The organism is Clostridioides sp. ES-S-0048-02 (assembly GCF_020658495.1).
Taxonomy (GTDB): domain Bacteria; phylum Bacillota; class Clostridia; order Peptostreptococcales; family Peptostreptococcaceae; genus Clostridioides.
Genome location: NZ_JACVWH010000020.1, coordinates 26,787 through 45,968, shown reverse-complemented (window position 1 = coordinate 45,968; position 19,182 = coordinate 26,787). Strand labels below are relative to the sequence as shown.

General features: G+C 29.5%; 11 protein-coding genes and 9 tRNA genes. All 20 read left to right on the top strand.

The features are described 5' to 3' along the window. Positions 1-36 precede the first annotated feature (36 nt). The 20 genes from IC173_RS17525 to IC173_RS17430 all read left to right on the top strand — a co-directional run bounded on the left by IC173_RS17525 (position 37) and on the right by IC173_RS17430 (position 18,250). A tRNA-Ser gene (locus tag IC173_RS17525) sits at positions 37-125 on the top strand. A gap of 3 nt (positions 126-128) precedes the next feature. Beyond that, positions 129-204, top strand: a tRNA-Phe gene (locus IC173_RS17520). 7 nt (positions 205-211) lie between these two features. Beyond that, a tRNA-Met gene (locus IC173_RS17515) sits at positions 212-285 on the top strand. Positions 286-300: 15 nt separating this feature from the next. After that, positions 301-377 (top strand) — tRNA-Ile (locus IC173_RS17510). Between the two features lie 21 nt (positions 378-398). Then, positions 399-475 (top strand) — tRNA-His (locus tag IC173_RS17505). Between the two features lie 8 nt (positions 476-483). After that, a tRNA-Lys gene (locus IC173_RS17500) sits at positions 484-559 on the top strand. Positions 560-566: 7 nt separating this feature from the next. Next, positions 567-640 (top strand) — tRNA-Cys (locus tag IC173_RS17495). Between the two features lie 7 nt (positions 641-647). After that, positions 648-724: transfer RNA gene (locus IC173_RS17490), tRNA-Arg, on the top strand. A gap of 12 nt (positions 725-736) precedes the next feature. Beyond that, positions 737-812, top strand: a tRNA-Val gene (locus IC173_RS17485). Positions 813-886: 74 nt separating this feature from the next. Beyond that, positions 887-1,300, top strand: coding sequence for a hypothetical protein (locus IC173_RS17480; protein ID WP_227855990.1), 414 nt, complete (start codon positions 887-889; stop codon positions 1,298-1,300). 303 nt (positions 1,301-1,603) lie between these two features. Next, positions 1,604-5,035, top strand: a complete 3,432-nt coding sequence (locus IC173_RS17475; protein ID WP_227483617.1) for a pyruvate carboxylase — start codon at positions 1,604-1,606, stop codon at positions 5,033-5,035. 239 nt (positions 5,036-5,274) lie between these two features. Then, positions 5,275-7,203, top strand: a complete 1,929-nt coding sequence (locus IC173_RS17470) for an elongation factor G (RefSeq protein ID WP_227437116.1) — start codon at positions 5,275-5,277, stop codon at positions 7,201-7,203. A 491-nt stretch (positions 7,204-7,694) separates the two neighbouring features. Next, positions 7,695-8,159, top strand: coding sequence for a CtsR family transcriptional regulator (locus IC173_RS17465; RefSeq protein WP_227437114.1), 465 nt, complete (start codon positions 7,695-7,697; stop codon positions 8,157-8,159). A 6-nt stretch (positions 8,160-8,165) separates the two neighbouring features. Beyond that, a complete protein-coding gene (locus IC173_RS17460; RefSeq protein WP_227437113.1) occupies positions 8,166-8,660 on the top strand; it encodes a UvrB/UvrC motif-containing protein in 495 nt (164 codons plus the stop codon). 15 nt (positions 8,661-8,675) lie between these two features. Continuing rightward, on the top strand, positions 8,676-9,701 hold the full coding sequence (locus IC173_RS17455; protein WP_227483618.1) for a protein arginine kinase: 1,026 nt from the start codon (positions 8,676-8,678) through the stop codon (positions 9,699-9,701). Next, entirely contained in the window at positions 9,688-12,135 is a 2,448-nt protein-coding gene (locus tag IC173_RS17450) for an ATP-dependent Clp protease ATP-binding subunit (protein WP_227437109.1), read from the top strand. Before IC173_RS17455 ends, IC173_RS17450 begins: the two co-directional genes overlap by 14 nt. A gap of 179 nt (positions 12,136-12,314) precedes the next feature. Further along, on the top strand, positions 12,315-13,688 hold the full coding sequence (gene radA, locus IC173_RS17445; RefSeq protein ID WP_227437108.1) for a DNA repair protein RadA: 1,374 nt from the start codon (positions 12,315-12,317) through the stop codon (positions 13,686-13,688). Between the two features lie 2 nt (positions 13,689-13,690). Beyond that, positions 13,691-14,761, top strand: coding sequence for a DNA integrity scanning diadenylate cyclase DisA (gene disA, locus IC173_RS17440; protein WP_227437106.1), 1,071 nt, complete (start codon positions 13,691-13,693; stop codon positions 14,759-14,761). A gap of 88 nt (positions 14,762-14,849) precedes the next feature. Beyond that, positions 14,850-15,944 carry a PIN/TRAM domain-containing protein gene (locus IC173_RS17435; RefSeq protein ID WP_227437104.1) on the top strand — a complete coding sequence of 365 codons (1,095 nt, stop codon included), beginning with the start codon at positions 14,850-14,852 and terminating at the stop codon, positions 15,942-15,944. A 128-nt stretch (positions 15,945-16,072) separates the two neighbouring features. Continuing rightward, on the top strand, positions 16,073-18,250 hold the full coding sequence (locus IC173_RS17430) for a hypothetical protein (protein WP_227855989.1): 2,178 nt from the start codon (positions 16,073-16,075) through the stop codon (positions 18,248-18,250). The last annotated feature ends 932 nt before the right edge of the window (positions 18,251-19,182 follow it).

The window sequence follows — 19,182 nt, the reverse complement described above, 5'->3', positions numbered from 1 at the left end:
GGTGTCCCGCGTTCGAGTCGCGGATAGATCACCAATGGAGAGGTGTCCGAGTGGTTTAAGGAGCTGGTCTTGAAAACCAGTGACTTCGAAAGGGGCCGTGGGTTCGAATCCCACCCTCTCCGCCAAATGCCCAGATAGCTCAGTCGGTAGAGCAGGGGACTGAAAATCCCCGTGTCGGTGGTTCGATTCCGCCTCTGGGCACCAAGAATATGGCGGTATAGCTTAGTTGGCTAGAGCGTTCGGTTCATACCCGAAAGGTCATAGGTTCGACTCCTATTACCGCTACTAAAAATTTAATGTGGGCCATTAGCTCAGTTGGTTAGAGCGCCCGGCTCATAACCGGTAGGTCTGGGGTTCGAGTCCCTGATGGCCCACCACATTAAATTTGAAGATATATGGTGGGTATAGCTCAGTTGGTTAGAGCGCCAGATTGTGGCTCTGGAGGTCGTGAGTTCGACTCTCATTATCCACCCCAACTAATATGGTCTATTAGCTCAGTCGGTAGAGCACCTGACTTTTAATCAGGGTGTCCCGCGTTCGAGTCGCGGATAGATCACCAAAAAGGTGGCGACATAGCCAAGTGGTAAGGCAGTGGACTGCAACTCCTTGATCCCCAGTTCGAATCTGGGTGTCGCCTCCAATAAAATGCGCTCATAGCTCAACTGGATAGAGTGTCTGACTACGAATCAGAAGGTTAGGGGTTCGAGTCCCTTTGGGCGCACCATATAAACATCGAGGGATTATAGCTCAGCTGGGAGAGCACCTGCCTTACAAGCAGGGGGTCACAGGTTCGAGCCCTGTTAATCCCACCAGTGCAAACCTCTAGTAATTTTACTAGAGGTTTTATTTTTGATTAAAAAAGATTTATATTTAGGAGGTAAAAAGTTTGTATATAATTATAGGAAATGAAATAGTTGATAGTGAAGAACTTAAAATAATAATAGATAAGAATAGTAAATTCAAAGTTGAAAAGGATTTGAGTAAAAGCACAAAAAGAGAGGACGTAATAGCTTATCAGTTAAGTATAAATATGGATTATTTAGATACTATTATAAGTGAGCAAGATGAATATATGACTTTATCTGATGAGGAAAAATTTGATGAATATATGACTTTATCTGATGAACTTGCACTAGGTTTAGAAGAACTTATGCCAAAGTACACAATAATAAATGCTAGAGCATATAAATTAGATGGGGTAGAAGGAGTAGTAAAAATAATACTAGTTATAGCATATGCAGATTTAGGTCATCTAAAACTTTCTGATGTAATAAAACGTTTGTTAAGACAGATAGATTAAGATATGAACTATATTGAGAAAAGTATGTGAAATATTACGTAAAGATGAAAATAATTATGTAAACAGAGAAGAAAATAGTATAAAATAAGGTCAATTGTAGAAATTTTCACACAAGTTTGTCTGAAATCCCATAAAAAACCCCTTAATTTTAGTGAGGTAAATTGAGTTTATACAGTCTAAAAATTATATATATTTATAAATTTATCTTATTAATTAAGGAACTTGCTTAAACATCTTCAAAAATAAAGTATTTTAGTCTATAATCTTTAATATTACACAAACAATAAAGGAGAAGAATAGAGTATGCTTAAAAAGTTTAATAAAATACTAGTAGCTAATAGAGGCGAAATAGCTATAAGAATATTTAGAGCCTGTTCAGAATTGGGGATAAAAAGTGTTGGTATATATAGTAAAGAAGATAAATATGGATTATTTAGAACAAAAGCAGATGAATCATATTTAATAGGGGAAGGCAAAGGTCCAATAGATGCATACTTAGATATGGATGGAATAATAGACTTAGCAAAGAGAAAAAAAGTTGACGCTATACATCCAGGATATGGTTTTCTAGCAGAAAATGCAGAATTTGCTCGTAAATGTGAAGAAAATGGAATTACTTTTATAGGCCCATCATCTAAAGTAATGAATATGATGGGGGATAAGATAAACTCTAAAAAAATTGCAAAAGAAGTTAATGTTCAAACTATACCAGGGGTGGAAAAAGCAATAAGAAGTACTGAAGAAGCAAAAGAAGTTGCAAATAAAATAGGTTATCCTGTTATGATAAAAGCATCTAATGGTGGTGGCGGTAGAGGTATGAGAATCGTACATCATGAAAAAGATTTAGAGCTTGAATATGAAACTGCTTGTAGTGAATCAAGAAAAGCTTTTGGTGAAGATATTATATTCATAGAAAAATATATAGCTGACCCAAAACATATAGAAGTTCAAATATTAGGGGATAACTATGGAAATATAGTTCATTTATACGAAAGAGATTGTTCTGTTCAAAGAAGACATCAAAAGATAATAGAGTATGCACCAGCATTTTCATTAGATGAAAAAGTAAGAAAAGAAATATGTGATGATGCAGTCAAGTTATCAAAATATGTAGGCTATTCTAATGCAGGCACACTAGAATTCTTAGTAGATGCAAATGGTGGTCATTATTTTATAGAAATGAATACAAGAGTACAAGTTGAGCATACTGTAACAGAAATGGTTACAGGAATAGATATAGTTCAAAGTCAAATATTAATAGCTCAAGGATACAGCCTAGATAGTGAAGAAATAAATATAAAATCACAAGATGATGTTGAAATAAGAGGGTATTCTATCCAATGTAGAATAACTACAGAAGACCCTAAAAATAGATTTATGCCAGACACAGGTAAAATTCAAGTTTATAGAACTGGTTCAGGATTTGGTATAAGACTAGATGGTGGAAATGGATTTACAGGAGCAAACATAAGTCCTCACTATGATAGTTTACTGGTTAAGACAATATCTTGGGATAGAACATTCCAAGGAGCAATAAACAAAACTATAAGATCTATAAAAGAACTTAGAGTTAGAGGTGTTAAGACTAATGTAGGATTCTTAGTTAATGTCTTAAATAATCCTATATTCTCAAATGGTAAATGTAGTACTAAATTTATAGATGAAAATCCAGATTTATTTGAAATAACAGAAAGTAAAGATAGAGGAACAAAATTACTTCAATTTATAGGTGATGTAATTGTAAATGATAACGCTTGTCAAGAAAAACCATTATTTGATGCGTTACATGAACCAAGAATGAATAAAGATGGTTCAAAGGCAGAAGGAAGTAAGATACTTTTTGATAAGTTAGGTAAATCTGCATATATAGAAAAAATAAAAAATGATAAAAGACTATTATTAACAGATACAACAATGAGAGATGCACATCAATCATTATTGGCAACAAGATTAAGAACATATGATTTATTAAAAGCTGCTAAACCAACAGAAAAATATCAAAAAGATTTATTCTCACTTGAAATGTGGGGTGGAGCTACTTATGATGTTGCATATAGATTCTTAAAAGAGTCACCTTGGCGTAGATTACAAAAACTAAGAGAAGAAATACCAAGTATAATGTTCCAAATGTTGCTTAGAGCATCAAATGGAGTTGGATATAAAAACTATCCAGATAATGTAATAGAAGAATTTACAAAAGAGTCTGCTAAACAAGGAATAGATGTATTTAGAATATTTGACTCATTAAACTGGGTTGAAAATATGAAACCATCTATTAATACAGCTCTAGAAACTGGAAAAATAGTTGAAGCAACTATGTGTTATACAGGTGATATATTAGATAAGACTAAAACTAAATATGACTTAGAATATTATATTAAGATGGCAAAAGAGTTAGAAAGTTTAGGAGCAGACATAATAGCAATAAAAGATATGTCAGGACTTCTTAAACCATATTCTGCTTATACATTAGTTAAAGAACTAAAGAAAAATGTAAAAGCACCAATACATTTACACACTCATGATACAAGTGGAAATGGTGTGGCAACTTGTTTGATGGCATCAGAAGCTGGTGTAGATATAATTGATGCTGCATTAGAATCTATGGCAGGACTTACAAGTCAACCATCACTTAATGCAATAGTAGAAGCTCTTAAAAATACAGAAAGAGATACAGGTATAGATTTATTTGGATATGATGAATTAGGAAAATACTATAAAGATTTAAGAAAAGTCTATAATAAATTTGAAAGTGACTTAACTAACTCTTGTGCAGAAATATACAATTTTGAAATACCAGGAGGTCAATATACAAACTTAAAACCTCAAGCTGATAGTTTAGGATTAGTTAATAGATTTGATGAAGTTAAAGAAAAATATAAAGAAGCTAATGAAGTTGTAGGAGATATAATAAAAGTAACACCATCTTCAAAAGTTGTAGGAGATTTAGCTATCTTTATGACTAAAAATAAATTAGATAAAAATAATATAATAGAAGAAGGTAAGAACTTATCATTCCCAGATTCTGTTGTAGACTACTGTAAAGGTATGATTGGTCAACCAGAAGGTGGAGTCCCAAAAGATTTACAAGAAGTAGTTTTAAAAGGCGAAGAAGCTATTACAGTAAGACCTGGTTCACTATTACCAGCAGAAGATTTTGATGACATAGCAAAATATCTAAATGAAAAATATGATATAAATGCAAATATAAGAAATGTTATAAGTTATGCTTTATATCCAAAAGTTTATGAAGACTATATTAAACATTTACAACATTATAATGATATATCTAAACTTGAAAGTGATGTATTCTTCTATGGATTAAATAAAAATGAAGAATGTGAAGTAGAAATAGAAGAAGGTAAAGTATTAACAATAAGATTAGTTGAAATTGGTGAAGTTAAAGAAGATGGATTTAGAACTATAGGCTTTGAATTAAATGGAATGGTTAGAGAAGTGGAAATAAAAGATAGAAACTTCTCTGGAAAAGTTACTAATGTTGAGAAAGCTGATATGAATGATCCACTTCAAATCGGAGCAAGTATACCAGGAAAAGTTATAAAAATAATGGTTAAAGAAGAAGATGAAGTAAAAGCAAATCAACCATTAATAGTTATAGAAGCAATGAAAATGGAAACTATAATAGTTGCTAAAACTGATGGAGTAATTAAATCAATTAAAGTAAAAGAAGATGATATGGTTGAAGATAAACAACTATTAATGATAATGAAATAATTGAATTGAAACAACTTATAAAACACTCTAAAATATTTTTATTAAATATTTAGAGTGTTTTTATTTGTTTAAATTAAATATTTGTTAAAAAAAAGAGGAAAATTATATCCCTATGTAGAAATAAAGCTAGTAAGGAAAATGTTATCTAAAAATTCTAAAAATAATAAACATTTTCTAGACTATTTCTTAGGAAATAACAGCTAAGAGAAAATACATAAATTTAAAAGGTGGGTGCTTATATGAAGGTTTATGATAGTAATATGTTGAGAAATGTAGCAGTATTAGGACATAGCGGATGTGGTAAAACAAATCTAATCGAAACTATAGCTTACACAGCAAACACTAATAAGATACCTAAATTAACTGACAAGGTAAATATGACTTATAGTATGGGATTAATACCTATAGAATATAATGACTATAAGTTTAACTTATTGGATACACCAGGATATTTTGACTTTAGCGGAGACGTTGTATCATCTCTTAGAGCAAGTGATGCAGCAATAATAGTAATAGATGCAACAGCACCTATTCAAGTTGGTACAGAGAAATCATTAGAACTAACTGAGAGTATTCCTAAGATAATGTTTATAAATAAAATAGATAATGAAAAAGCAAGATATAAAGATGCAATAGCAATGTTAAGAGAAAAATACAATAATAAGATAGTTCCAATGATAAGTCCTATATACAAAGATAAAAACTTTGTCAAGTTACATAATGTATTTGAAAATATAGATGATTTAGAAGGTGAATTTAAAGAACAAGCTATGAGTGTAAAAGAAGCTTTAATGGAACTTATAGCAGAAACAGATGACCAAATATTAGATAAGTATTTTAATGGAGAAGAGTTAACTACAGAAGAAATCCAAAAAGGTATTGTTATAGGTATACAAAGAGGAGATATTATACCTGTAATATGTGGTTCAACTATAAATAATATAGGAACAAAAGAAATATTAGATACAATATCAAATTATCTAGAACCTATATTTACAGAAGAGAGTAAGCCATTTAAAGGATTAGTATTTAAAACTATGGTTGACCCATTTGTAGGAAAAATGTCATATATAAAAATTACTCAAGGTGCAATTTCTAAAGATAAAGAAGTTTTTAATATAAACAAAAACATAAAAGAAAAAATAGCTAACATATATACATTGAGAAATAGTGAGTTAGTTGAAATAGACAAAGCTAAGGCTGGTGATGTAGTAGTTGTAACTAAAGTTAATTCTCTAAAGACAGGAGATACTATATCTGTAGATAAAGATGCAGAAGCTTTAGATAAGATAGACTTCCCTAAACCACAAATATATTATGCTGTTAATCCTAAGAATAAGGGTGATGAAGAAAAGGTAGCTGCTGTATTAAACAAACTTGTAGAGGAAGACCCTACATTACATTGGTATAGAAATACAGAGACAAAACAAGCTCTTTTAGGAGGACAAGGGGAGCTTCATATAAAAACAATTAAAAATAAAATGAAAGATAAGTTCGGGGTAGATGTTGAATTAAATGACCTTAAAGTTCCTTATAGAGAAACTATAAAGGAAACAGCTGATGTACAAGGTAAGCATAAGAAACAATCAGGTGGCCATGGTCAATATGGAGATGTAAAGATAAGATTTGAAAGATGTGAATCTGATTTTGAATTTACAGAAGAAATATTTGGTGGGTCTGTACCAAAACAATATATACCAGCAGTAGAAAAAGGTTTAAAAGATTCTATGCAAAAAGGAGTATTGGCTGGTTTCCCTGTTACAAATATAAAGGCTACACTTTATGATGGTTCATACCATGATGTAGACTCTTCTGAAATGGCTTTTAAGATGGCAGCAAGTGCAGCATTTAAAAAAGGTATGGAGGAAGCTCATCCAATATTATTAGAGCCTATTATGAAACTTAAGATAACTGTTCCAGAAGAATATATGGGAGATGTTATGGGAGATATAAACAAGAGAAGAGGTAAAATATTTGGTATGGAGCCAGATAATAAAGGAAAACAAATAATATTTGCAGAGGCTCCACAAGCAGAAACATTTAAATATGCAATAGATTTAAGAGCAATGACACAAGGTAGAGGGTATTTTGAAATGGAATTAGAAAGATATGGAGAGGTTCCATCACAATTTGCAGAAAAAATAATTGGACTAGCTACTGCAAAGTAATAAAGAAGATAGAACATTAAATAATTAATATCCATCTATTATGTAAAATAATTTTGTAATTAAAACTAGGTATATACTTATTTTAAAGAAGTGTATATCTAGTTTTTATGTGTTTTTATAAAAAACAAGAAAAAACCAAATTAAAGTAATAAAAAATGTGAAGAATAAAAGATACTTTCTTAAACTGTTTTAATAAAAGAAAGTATCTTTTTATATTATTATTTTTAGAAATGTTTAATAATAATGATATGAAGGTATATTTACAAATACAAGGTATAGATACATTAAAAATCAATTAATAACCAATAATTTTAAGACTTAATTGTTATAAATGTAAGAAGTAGAAGATTATACTTAACAAAAGATGGACACCTCATTTAAATTATTATGAAAAAAATAAATTTACACAATTTAGGGCTTTAAAAATTTAAATAATAGGTGTAAAATAGTAGTCAAAGAAAGTCAAAATAAAAAGGTGTGTGGTGATATAAATGGCAACTATGACAGATATAATTGAAAAATTTATTAAAGATTTGATGGAAGAGGATAATAGTATACAGATTCAAAGAAATGAACTAGCAAACTTGTTTAGTTGTGCACCATCACAAATAAATTATGTTTTAACAACAAGGTTTACCATAGATAAAGGTTATTATATAGAAAGCAAAAAAGGTGGCGGAGGATATGTTCAGATAGAAAAAATACGAAGAAGCAAAGATGGACATATTAGAGAAATACTAAACGAAAGAATAGGAAGCCAAATATCCTATAAGAAAGCAAAAGAGTTGGTGGAAAGTTTGAGAGAATCAGACTTAATTAGTGAAAGAGAATTAAAACTAATATTATATGCAATAGATGATAAATCATTATGTATGCCAGTATATGAATTAAAAGAGAAGGTAAGGTCTAATGTTTTAAAGAATATAATAATAGGAGTATTTAGTATAGAGGAGTGATAATTTATGCTATGTCAAAAATGCAATAAAAATAAAGCATCTGTATATTATAATAAAATAGTCAATGGAGAAAAGACAGAAATGTATCTGTGTAGTGAATGTGCTAAAGAAAATACAGAGATGAATTTTAATTTAGATATGCCTTTTTCAATGATGGATATATTTTCTAACCTAGGATTTCAACCTAAAAAAGAGCTTGAAGAAAAGTTAGTTTGCCAAAAATGTAATATGACATATAGTGAATTTAAGAATAATGGAAGATTTGGATGCAGTGAATGTTACAATGCATTTAGTAGTCAAGTAAATCCAATGCTTCAAAATATACATGGTCATATAGAACATATAGGTAAGGCACCTAAAAAATCTTTTTATAAAATAAGTGTAGAAAATGAGATTAGAGAATTAAAAGAAGATTTGGATAGAGCTATAAAAAATGAAGAGTATGAATTAGCTGCTCAATTTAGAGATAAGATTAAGTATTTGAAAGGCTCTATTGACTAAGATTGGAGTGATATTATGAAAGAGAATATAGTCATGAAATCAAGAGTTAGGCTGGCTAGGAACTTGAGCAATTATCCTTTTCCAAATAGGTTAGATAAAGAGTGTGCTATGGAAATAATAGAAAAGGTAAAAAATGCATTTATGAATTCTAGTTTAGAACATAAAGAAGAGTTTGATTTCTATAAGATTGAAGATTTAGATCAATCTAAAAAGATGCTCATGGTTGAAGAGCATATGATAAGTCCAGACTTAGCAGAAAATGATAAAAGTGCTGTTATAGTAAAAAAAGATAAAACTGTAAGTATAATGATAAATGAAGAAGACCATATAAGAATACAAACTATGTGTGATGATTTAAATTTAGAAAATGCTTATAACATAGCAAATGAGATAGATGATTTATTAGAATCAAATTTAGAGTATGCATTTAGCACAAAGTTGGGTTATCTAACATCTTGCCCAACTAACACGGGAACTGGAATGAGAGCTTCTGTAATGATGCACTTGCCTGCATTGAGTCAATTAGGCTATATGGATGAACTTTATAAGATTTCATCACAAATAGGTATAGCAATAAGAGGTATATATGGAGAGCGAACAGAAGCATTGGGAAATATATACCAAATATCTAATCAGCTTACGCTTGGAAGAACAGAGTCTAATATTATAGAGAATGTAAGTGGTCTTACAAAGGATGCAATTTCAAAAGAAGTGAAAGCCAGAGAAATATTACAAAAAAGATTGGGTATAAAATTAGAAGATAAAATATTTAGGTCAATAGGAACACTTGAAAATTCAAGGGTAATGAGTAGTTCAGAGGCAATGAGCCATCTATCAAATATAAAAATGGGAATAGAAATGAACTATATAAAAAAACTAGATTTAAAAGCTATAGAACAACTTATGATAGGTATACAACCAGCACATCAGTCAATAATGTATAAGAGTGATGATGTTGAAAATAGAGATATAAATAGAGCAACATACATTAGAGAAACTTTGGAAAAATTAAGAGGAGGGATAAATTATGAACTTCAATAGATTTACACAAAGAGCTAAAAAAGCAATTGATTTAGCGTTTGAGTCTGCTAAAAACTTAGGGCATAATATTGTTGGAAGCGAGCATATACTTTTAGGGCTTTTAAAAGAAGAAGAAGGAATAGCCGCCAAAGTTCTAAGTAAAGTTGGATTTACAGAGGCTTATTTAGAAGGCAAAATAATTGATATGGAAGGTAAGGGCGAAGGAATTCCAGAAGACATAGTATTAAGCCCAAGAAGTAAACAAATATTGGAACTATCAGGAATGTTTGCAAATAAATTAAAAACAAATTATATAGGAACTGAGCATATATTATTAGCTATTATTCAAGAAGGAGAAGGAATAGCTAATAAAGTTTTGAACTATGCAGGTGTAAATGACAGAACTCTAGCCCAATTAACAATTGATATGATGGGTATGAGTGATAATAATCAATATAAATCAGAAAATAGTTACACGGGCAACCAAAATCAAACAGAGTCCAAGATTCTCGATAAATATGGAAGAAATCTTACACTATATGCAAAACAAAATAAAATAGACCCTGTTATAGGAAGAGAAAAAGAAATACAAAGAGTTATACAAATATTAAGTAGAAGAACTAAAAACAACCCTGTACTAATAGGAGATCCAGGAGTAGGTAAAACAGCTATAGCTGAAGGTTTAGCAACAAATATAGCATTAGGAAATGTTCCAGAAACACTAAAAAGTAAAACTTTGTATTCTTTAGAGATGGGTTCATTATTAGCTGGTGCTAAATATAGAGGAGAATTTGAAGAAAGAATTAAAGAAGTTGTAGATGAAGTTGTTAAAAATGGAAATATAATTTTATTTATAGATGAGATGCATACAATAATAGGAGCTGGGTCTACAGGAGAAGGATCTATAGATGCGTCAAATATATTAAAACCTGCATTAGCTAGAGGAGAAATACAAGTTATAGGTGCAACAACAATAGATGAGTATAGAAAGCATGTTGAAAAAGACTCTGCACTAGAAAGAAGATTCCAACCAGTTATGGTGGATGAACCAAGTAAAGAAGATTCAATAAAAATATTAGAAGGATTGAGAGATAAATATGAAGCTCATCACAAAGTTAAAATAACTGATGATGCTATAAAAACAGCTGTAGAATTATCAACTAGATATATATCAGATAGATATCTACCAGATAAAGCTATAGATTTGATTGATGAAGCAGCATCAAAAGTGAGGCTAAAGGAAAATACTCCTCCAGCCGAAATAAAAAAATTAGAATTAGAAATAGAAAATATAGATAAAGAAAAAGAAGAGGCAGTAAGATGCCAAGATTTTGAGAAAGCAGCAAAAATAAGAGATGAACAAGGTATACTTAAAAAACAATTAGAAGATGTTAGAGAAAAATGGAATAAGTCATCTAAACATTCTGATTTAGTTGATGGAGAAGTCATTGCTGAAGTAGTAGGTTTATGGACAGGAATACCTGTTAATAAAATTCTTGAGGAAGAAGCTGATAGACTCTTAAAACTTGAAGAAATCTTACACAATAGAGTTATAGGTCAAGAGCAAGCAGTAAAATCTATTTCCAAGGCAATAAGAAGGTCGAGAGCAGGTCTTAAGGACCCTAATAGACCAATCGGCTCATTCTTATTTTTAGGACCTACAGGAGTAGGGAAAACAGAGTTATCTAAGGCATTAGCAGAAGTGCAATTTGGAGATGAAAATCAAATAATAAGAATTGATATGTCTGAATATATGGAAAAACATGCTGTATCAAGAATGATAGGTTCACCTCCTGGTTATATAGGTCATGATGAAGGAGGTCAATTAACTGAAAAAGTAAGAAGAAACCCATATTCAGTTATTTTATTTGATGAGATAGAGAAAGCTCATCCAGATGTGTTTAATATTCTATTACAAATTCTAGATGATGGTAGATTAACAGATTCAAAAGGAAGAACTGTTGACTTTAAGAATACTATTGTGATAATGACATCAAATGTTGGTGCATCTACAATTGGTAGACAAAAAACTTTAGGGTTTAGTATAGCTAAAGGAGATGAAGAAGAAAAGTCTCAATATGAAAAAATGAAAGAAAACATAATGGGTGAATTAAAGCAAAGATTCAGACCAGAGTTTTTAAATAGAATAGATGATATAATAGTTTTCCATTCATTAAATACAGAGCATATATCTAAAATAGTAATTTTAATGGTAGATAAATTACAAGAAAGACTAAAAGATATGGATATAAAACTAGAAATGAGTGATGAAGCTATAAAATTAATTTCTAAATCTGGATTTGATTTGGAATATGGAGCAAGACCTCTTAAAAGAGCCTTACAAAAAGAACTAGAAGATGAGTTATCTGAAGCGATTTTAAGAGGCGATGTAAAAAAAGGAAGTAATATAATAGCAAAAGTTAAAGATGAAAAAATAGTTTTTGAAACTAAATAATTCAATAGAGTTGCATTTTAAAATCTTATAGATATAAGCTTTAGGGTTTAAAGAAAATTTTAAGGGCAATGAATCTAAAATAATTCATTGCCCTTAATTATTTTTTTTAATCTTTACCTATTATCTTTCACATATGCTAAAATTATAGTATATAATAATAAATTAAGGATGATTAAAATATGGCAAAAATAAAAACTAAATATGTATGTCAATCTTGTGGATATGAAACAGCTAAGTGGCTTGGAAAATGTCCAGAGTGTACAAAATGGAATACATTTGTAGAAGAAGTAGATCAAAAAAGCACAAAAAAAGAGGTCTTTATAATAGATAAATCTTCATCTAAACCAGTTAGTATAACTTCAATAGAGAGTAAAGAAGAAGAAAGGTTTACAACAGATATAAAAGAATTAGATAGAGTGCTTGGTGGAGGGATAGTTAAAGGTTCTCTAGTACTTGTTGGTGGAGACCCTGGTATAGGTAAATCCACACTTTTAATTCAAGTCTCTAGTAATGTAGCTAATTTAGGAAAGACTGTTTTATATATAACTGGAGAAGAATCAGAATCACAGATAAAAATGAGAGCAAAAAGATTAGGTATTAATTCAGAAAATTTATATATATTTGCTGAAAATAATTTGAGTATAATTGAATCTTATTTAGAAAGTGTAAATCCACAATTAATAATTCTAGACTCAATTCAAACTGTCTTTAGTCCAGAAATATCTTCAGCACCAGGCACTGTCAGCCAAATTAAAGAAGGTACTTCAAAATTCATGAAGATTTCTAAAAAAATGGGAATTTCAACATTCATAGTTGGTCATGTAACCAAAGAAGGTTCACTAGCAGGTCCAAAATTATTAGAGCATATGGTTGATACTGTTTTATATTTTGAAGGTGAAAGATATAATACATATAGATTAGTAAGGGCTGTTAAAAATAGATTTGGTTCAACAAATGAGCTTGGAGTATTTGAAATGAGGGACTTGGGATTAGTAGAGCTTGATAACCCATCTAAGATTTTGATATCTGAAAAACCAAAAGATGTAGCAGGTTCAGTCATAATATCCACTGTAGAAGGTACAAGACCAATGCTACTTGAATTACAAGCATTAGTTTCACCAACAAGTTTTGGTATAGCAAGAAGAACATCTACAGGAGTAGATTATAATAGAGTTGGTATGTTATTAGCAGTCTTAGAAAAACGTGTTGGTCTGCAAATACAAAACCAAGATGTATATATAAATATAGTTGGAGGTATAAAGATAAATGAACCTTCGATTGACTTAGGAATAGCTATTTCTGTAGCATCTAGCTTTAGAAATATACCTATAGATGAAGATATAGCTGTTACAGGAGAGGTAGGACTTACAGGAGAAGTTAGATCAGTAAGTTTTATAGAAAAAAGAATTGCTGAGTGCAAAAAACTTGGCTTTAAAAAGATAGTAGTTCCTAGAAGTAATTATGATGTTGTAAAAGATACTAAAGGTATAGAAATATGGCCAGTAGACAACTTAAGACAAGCTATAAATATAGTACTTGGGAGGAATCAATAAATATGGAGAATTTTTTGGATAACAAAAATATGCTATATGCATTAAAAATGATATCTCCTGGAACCCCTCTTAGATTAGGCCTAAACAATGTGCTAAGAGCTAAGACTGGCGGTTTAATTGTAATTGCAACAAATGAAGATGTAATGAAAATAGTAGATGGAGGATTTGCTATAAATGCAGAGTATTCACCATCATATCTATATGAATTAGCCAAAATGGATGGAGCGATAGTTTTAAGTGGTGATGTAAAGAAAATATTATTTGCTAATGCACAACTTATACCAGATTACTTTATAGAAACGTCAGAAACTGGAACTAGACATAGAACGGCAGAAAGAGTAGCAAAACAAACTGGTGCTATAGTCATAGGAATTTCACAAAGAAGAAATGTTATAACAGTTTATAGAGGAAATGAGAAGTATGTGGTCGAAGATATATCTAAGATATTTACTAAGGCAAATCAAGCAATACAAACTTTAGAAAAATATAAAACAGTATTAGACCAAGCTATAACTAATTTAAATGCTTTAGAGTTTAATGATTTGGTAACTATTTATGATGTAGCGTTAGTCATGCAGAAAATGGAAATGGTAATGAGAGTTACAAGTATAATTGAAAAATATGTGATAGAATTGGGGGATGAAGGAACTTTAGTAAGCATGCAATTAGAGGAATTAATGGGTACAACTAGAATAGATCAGAAATTAATATTCAAAGATTATAACAAAGAAAATACTGAAATAAAAGAACTTATGAAAAAAGTTAAAAATTTAAATTCAGAAGAACTAATAGAATTATTTAATATGGCAAAACTATTAGGGTATAGTGGATTTTCAGAAAGTATGGATATGCCTATAAAAACAAGAGGCTATAGAATTCTTAGCAAAATACATAGACTACCAACAGCAATAATAGAAAACTTAGTAAATTATTTTGAAAACTTTCAAGAAATATTGGATGCGTCTATTGAAGAGTTAGATGAAGTTGAAGGAATAGGTGAAATAAGAGCAACATATATAAAAAATGGACTTATAAAAATGAAACAATTAGTATTATTAGATAGACACATATAATGAATTTTAAGTGAATTTTACTACTTTTTTCTTGAATATAATATACACTTTGGTCTATAATAGATAAGTATAACTAGGGGGTGAAGCATTGATAAGGAAAGTAACAAGGATATTGTTTATTTTACTTGGATTTACGATAGGTATAACGACCTATTTAACATTGATGAGAGATTTTGAAATATTAACATTTGGAAAAGAAACTTATGGTTATATAGCAGCTGTAGTAGCAGGTATAGTAATAGCTATTTTAGGATATCTTATAGAGCCATGGGTTGTGAATAGAACAAAAGAAATTGCTAAAGTTGTGGATAAAGAACTATCAAAATATCCTCAAACAGATATATTATTAGGATCTATGGGTCTTATAGTAGGATTTGTAATTGCATATTTATTAAGTGGGCTAGTAAATAGAATACCAATAGTAGGTGGAATATTATCATTACTATTATATTTATTCCTAGGATATCTTGGAATGAAAGTTGCGCTTAAAAGTAAAAATGATTTATTTAATATTGGAAAATTAGGAAGATTGGCAAATCCTATTAAAGATAAGGATAAGGATAAAGATAATAAAAAAGAAGTAAAGGCGATACCTCCAAAAGTATTAGATACAAGTGTAATAATTGATGGAAGGATAGCTGATATTTGTAAAACAGGATTTATAGAAGGAAAACTTATTATTCCTGCTTTTGTTTTGGAAGAATTAAGACATATTGCAGATTCTTCAGATGATTTGAAAAGAGTAAGAGGTAGAAGAGGTCTGGATATATTAAATATAATTCAGAAAGAATTAAATATAGAGGTTGAAATAAGTGAAAGGGACTTTGATGATATAGCAGAAGTTGATAGTAAATTATTAAAGCTTGCCCAAGTATTAAATGGAAAAGTTGTTACTAATGATTATAACTTAAATAAGGTTGCTCAATTTCAAGGTGTTGAAGTATTAAATATAAATGAGTTGGCTAATGCTATAAAACCAGTTGCAATACCAGGTGAAGATATGGTTGTCCAAGTGGTTAAAGAAGGAAAAGAAGCTCAACAGGGTGTTGCATATCTAGATGATGGAACTATGATAGTTGTTGATGGAGGAAGAAAACATATGAATGAGACTATAAAAGTTTTAGTAACTTCTGTTCTTCAAACTCCTGCTGGTAGAATGATATTTGCAAAACCTAAAAATTGATATATTCAAATAAACCTAAAATTTGGGCTGTTTATTATAAATAGATGGTCCAAATTTATTTGTTTATAACGACAATGTTTAATGTATTCTTAAGTGTGAGGATTTAAATCAGAAAGCAGGGAGAATTTATGAGAAAAAAGATTATATCTTTCTTAGCAACATTTATCATAATATTAACATCGATGAGCCAGTATAGCTTTGCAGATGATATACCAACGCATGGAAAAGTAATATTTATAGATATGAATAGAACTAGTATGAACAATATGTTAAGAATAAAATCATTGAGAGAAGAGCTAGAAGATAGAGGATATATTGGCTTGATGAACATAAGAGGCGATAAAGGTAGTGATGATAGAAGGTCATATGCCAGTATGGGTGCTGGTGGAAGAGCCAATGTAGCTAATGAAGAAGATATTAATTTTGAAAGCTCAAGCAAAGATAGAAATATAGTTTTTGAATCAGCTACAGGTAAGAAAGCAAAAGGTATAAATGATTTGACTATAAATATGTCAATAAATGAGAATCTAAACTTTGGAGAATATGGTTCTACATTAGGTTCATTAGGTCAAAGTTTATCTGAAAATAAATTAAAAACATCTGTATTAGGAAATGCAGATATAGTTGAAAATGGTAAACTTGTAAAAAATAGAAACTTATGCCTAACAGCTATGGATGAGTATGGTAGAATTTCTTACGGAAATGTAGATAATATCAATAAAAAAGATTTATCTATGCCTTATGGAATATCAACTGATTACACTAAGCTTGTTGCTGAAACTAAAGAAGCTTATAAAAATAGTGATGTAGTTTTTGTAGAACTTGGAGATACATATAGGTTAGATTTATATAAATCTAACTTGAATGAAAAAACATATAAAAACATGAAAGACAAGATAGAAAAAAACATAGATGAATATTTAAAAAATATATTTTCTATGGTTGGAGAAAATGATACTGTTTACATAGCTAGTGCATTTCCAAGTGATTTAGATTATAAAAATAAAAGAAGGCTTTCTCCAATAATAAAATTAAATGGCAATGGAAAAGGGATGTTATCATCTTCAACTACTAGAAGAGAAGGTATTGTTACTAATCTAGATGTTGGAGCTGAGATATTAAATAACTTTGATATAAAAAATCAAAATATGGTTGGAAAGAAGTATGAACTTATTAACAGAGATGATAATAAAGAGTATCTGATGGATGAATACCAAAAGATAGTATCTGTTTCAAGCATAAGGTCTACAATACTTAATGGATTTGTAAGTATAGTATTTTTGTCATGGATAGTTGCTATGATTCTAATTCTATTTAGAAAGCATATATCGAAAAATCACAAAGAAACAATATTTTTTATATTAAAAGAATTTCTAAAAATAGGAATAGTAATGCCATTATCATTTATGATAACTCCAATAATGAATTTTAAAACACCAGTAGCAATATCTTTAGGAATAATTATAATAACACTTACTATATACTTAATAAGCAAAGTTCTGATAAAGAATGATTTAAAAAATATGTTATTCTTTACAGGTTTAACTATATTGATTATGGTTATTGATTCTGCATTTGGTTCATATTTAATGAAAAGTAATGTAATGAGTTATGATTGTATAATTGGGGCTAGATACTACGGAGTAGGAAATGAATATCAAGGAGTGGCAATAGGTAGTGCAATATTTACATTTGCGATTTTGCTTACATATAAAAAGATACCAAAGTGGTCTGTAATAGTATTTTCTTTAGTTATCTTAATTACGAGTGCATCTCCAGTTATGGGTGCAAATGTTGGAACTGCTATTTCTGAATGTGTTGCATTTTTACTATTTATACTATTGATATATAATGTAAAAATAGACTTTAAAAAAGTTGTATTATTAGGTGTAGCAGTATTGCTTGTTTTAGGCGCCTTTGTAGCTATAGATATGATTTCAGGAAGTAACTCACATTTAGGTATGTTTGTAAAAGAAGTTTACTTTAATGGACCAGGAGAAATAATACAAACATTTGGCAGAAAGATAGAGATGAACTTGAAGCTAGCTCAAACCAGTGCATGGGTAAATATACTACTAACTGGAATTGGAGTAATTTTAGTTCTTATGATTAATCAGATTAGATACTTTAAACAATTAATTGATGAATACCCAATTGTATTTAAAGGATTTATAGCGTCAATAGCAGGATGCTTTGTAACTCTTTTAGTAAATGATTCTGGAATTGTGTCATCAGCTACAGCTTTTATTTATGTAATTGTAGCTATGATTATATTAAGTATAAATCTGATAGTATTAAAAGAATAAGTTACATATAGTCTCTATATAAATATTGATGATATGTTAATTTGAATTTATTTTGACAAAATAACTTTAAAGAAAAAATTTTACAAAAATTAATTATTACACAAAAATCCCAAGTTTATTTTAACTTGGGATTTTTATATAATAATTTAAACTTTATCTTGTTTTAATGTAATTTGAAATGATGTACCTTTTCCCCGTGTTTATTCAAACACCATTGTCAGTAGTATTAATGTAAATGTTCTAAATCTGTATGAAATCCAAATATCTGCTTTTCAGATTTTGGATTATTGGCAACATTGGCAATAAGGTTTTGAAGAAAGGCAATCATTTCAAATTGTGTATGTTTAAGCTGTATTTTTCCAGAAAAATCTATAAAAAATGTCAGACTTAAATTGTCTATTAACTTTTCATTATATACTCACTTTTTATATATATTATCTAAAAATATTATACTTTCTTCTTCACTAAAGCGGTGGTTTTTATTAAGCATTAGATATGAATATCCTGTGATATATGATAATAGTGTTTTCAAATCATGTGATATATCAGCAAGTCAATGAGTTTTTGAAACTTCAAGTTATTCTCGTTCAATCTCAGTTTCTTAAAGTTTATTGCTTAATGCCTTTATATTTATAATAATTTCTTTATACATAAAATAGTACAATTTTAGTTTACCATCTTTAGTAAAATCTTTTTTGGCGATTGTATAATTTCCTTTAGACAAAATACTTATTGAGCAAATTATCAGGTAAAGTGGTCAAACAAGAAATAAAAAAAAGTATTCCTTAATTTAATGTAATAACTTATTTTTAATTATACAAAAAAAACAGTTGACTTTTTATACGAACCCCTTCTATAATGTTATTGAAATTAAGTAAAATCATTGAACAAATGTAAAAATAATTGAAAAATCTTGATTTTGGAGGAAGGGA